Source organism: Microbacterium sp. B24, assembly GCF_000333415.1.
GTDB lineage: Bacteria > Actinomycetota > Actinomycetes > Actinomycetales > Microbacteriaceae > Microbacterium.
This window is the reverse complement of sequence record NZ_BADB01000409.1, coordinates 1-1,645: the sequence shown is the minus strand read 5'-3', so window position 1 is coordinate 1,645 and position 1,645 is coordinate 1. Positions and strand designations below refer to the sequence as shown.

General features: G+C 69.7%; 3 protein-coding genes. 1 reads left to right on the top strand and 2 read right to left on the bottom strand.

The window, feature by feature from the left end; genetic code table 11:
* Positions 1 to 700 (top strand): FAD-dependent oxidoreductase (locus I5I_RS12225; RefSeq protein WP_036319992.1); only part of this gene is annotated, 700 nt, incomplete at its 5' end.
* Between the two features lie 101 nt (positions 701 to 801).
* Here I5I_RS12225 and I5I_RS12220 read toward each other — a convergent pair.
* Both I5I_RS12220 and I5I_RS12215 read right to left on the bottom strand, forming a co-directional pair.
* Positions 802 to 1,446, bottom strand: a complete 645-nt coding sequence (locus I5I_RS12220; protein WP_036319989.1) for a CYTH domain-containing protein — start codon at positions 1,444 to 1,446, stop codon at positions 802 to 804.
* Positions 1,443 to 1,645 (bottom strand): hypothetical protein (locus I5I_RS12215; RefSeq protein ID WP_036319987.1); only part of this gene is annotated, 203 nt, incomplete at its 5' end. The genes I5I_RS12220 and I5I_RS12215, both read right to left, overlap by 4 nt.

Here is a 1,645-nt window from a genome sequence, read left to right as displayed (position 1 = left end):
GGTGGAGTCGGTCGTCGACTCCGGCGACAAGGTCACGGTGACCTACACCGACAACAAGAGCGGCGCGCAGGGCTCGATCGAAGCCGACAAGGTGCTCATGTCGATCGGCTTCGCTCCCCGGGTCGAGGGCTTCGGCCTGGAGAACACCGGCGTGAAGCTCACCGAGCGCGGCGCCATCGAGATCGACGACTTCATGCGTACCAACGTCGAGGGCATCTACGCCATCGGTGACGTCACGGCCAAGCTGCAGCTCGCCCACGTCGCCGAGGCGCAGGGCGTCGTCGCCGCCGAGACGATCGGTGGCGCAGAGACCATGGCGCTCGGCGACTACCGCATGATGCCGCGTGCGACCTTCTGCTCGCCGCAGGTGGCGTCGTTCGGCTACACCGAGGCGCAGTACAAGGAGACCGGACGCGAGTACAAGGTCGCGACCTTCCCCTTCATGGCCAACGGCAAAGCGCACGGCCTCGGCGAGCCGGTCGGCTTCGTCAAGCTCATCGCGGATGCCGAGCACCTCGAGCTCGTCGGCGGCCACCTCATCGGCCCCGACGTGTCGGAGCTGCTGCCGGAGCTCACCCTCGCCCAGAAGTGGGACCTGACCGCTCTGGAGCTGGCGCGCAACGTGCACACCCACCCGACGCTGTCCGAGGCTCTGCAGGAGGCCTTCCACGGTCTCGCGGGACACATGATCAACCTCTGAGCTCCGTGAGCTCTGGAGTACGCTGACTCCTACGACTGACGCCGCCCCAACCGAAGCCGGGGGCGGCGTCAGTGGTTTCGCGGCATCCGAGCGAGCCGCGATCAGAGGCCGAGCGTGCGAGCGAGCTTGGAATCGGATGCCGCGGGGCGTCCGCCCACCGCCGCGACGGCAGCGGTGACCGCATCGAAGAGCGCAGTGCGGGTGGCGCCGACGGGCGCCGCGGGTCCGAGCTCGAACTCCCACTCGCGCCATGTCGTCTGCACACCGCGGGTCTCGTCGGTCGCGACCACGTGGTCGTCGACGAATTCCGCGACGAGCGCGCCCGCCTCATCGCGGAGGGCGTAGGCATGGCGATCGTTGACGATGCGGGCGATGGGTGCCAGGGCGCCGGAGGCGATCTCTGCCACGGCGGCGGCGACGGCATCCGGGACGCTCACTTCGCCCGCGGACGCGCCACCCTTCGCTCCATCGAGCGGCCAATGCGTCTCCAGCCGCCCGCCGTCAGCGGTCTTGGGTCCCTTGATGTGCCATCCCTCGTCCGGTCCGCCGGTGCGACGGCGCACCGCGTAGCCGGAGCGTCCCAGGGCGAAGCCCGGCACATCCAGATACCGGGCATCGAGGTCGCGACGCGCAGGCCCCTCGACGACGGCGACACCCGGCAGACCCGACAGGTCGGGAAGCGGGGTGTCGCCGTGGACGTCGAAGGTCAGCTCGATCTCGAGCGCGCGTGCCGGCTCCGGCGTCACTCGTCCCGGCCGTCGGGGTCGGGATCGATATCGTCCTCCGCCTCCACGAAGTGGAACTCAGCGGATGTCGGGCCATCGCCCTCGCCCGTGTTCTCCGCCGCGCCCGCGCGCTCGTAGACGATCTGGTTCTCGCTGTAGGGCAGGATCAACCGGTCTTGGCTCTCGTCGTCCAGGGGAAGGACCTGCCCGTCAGCGGGCC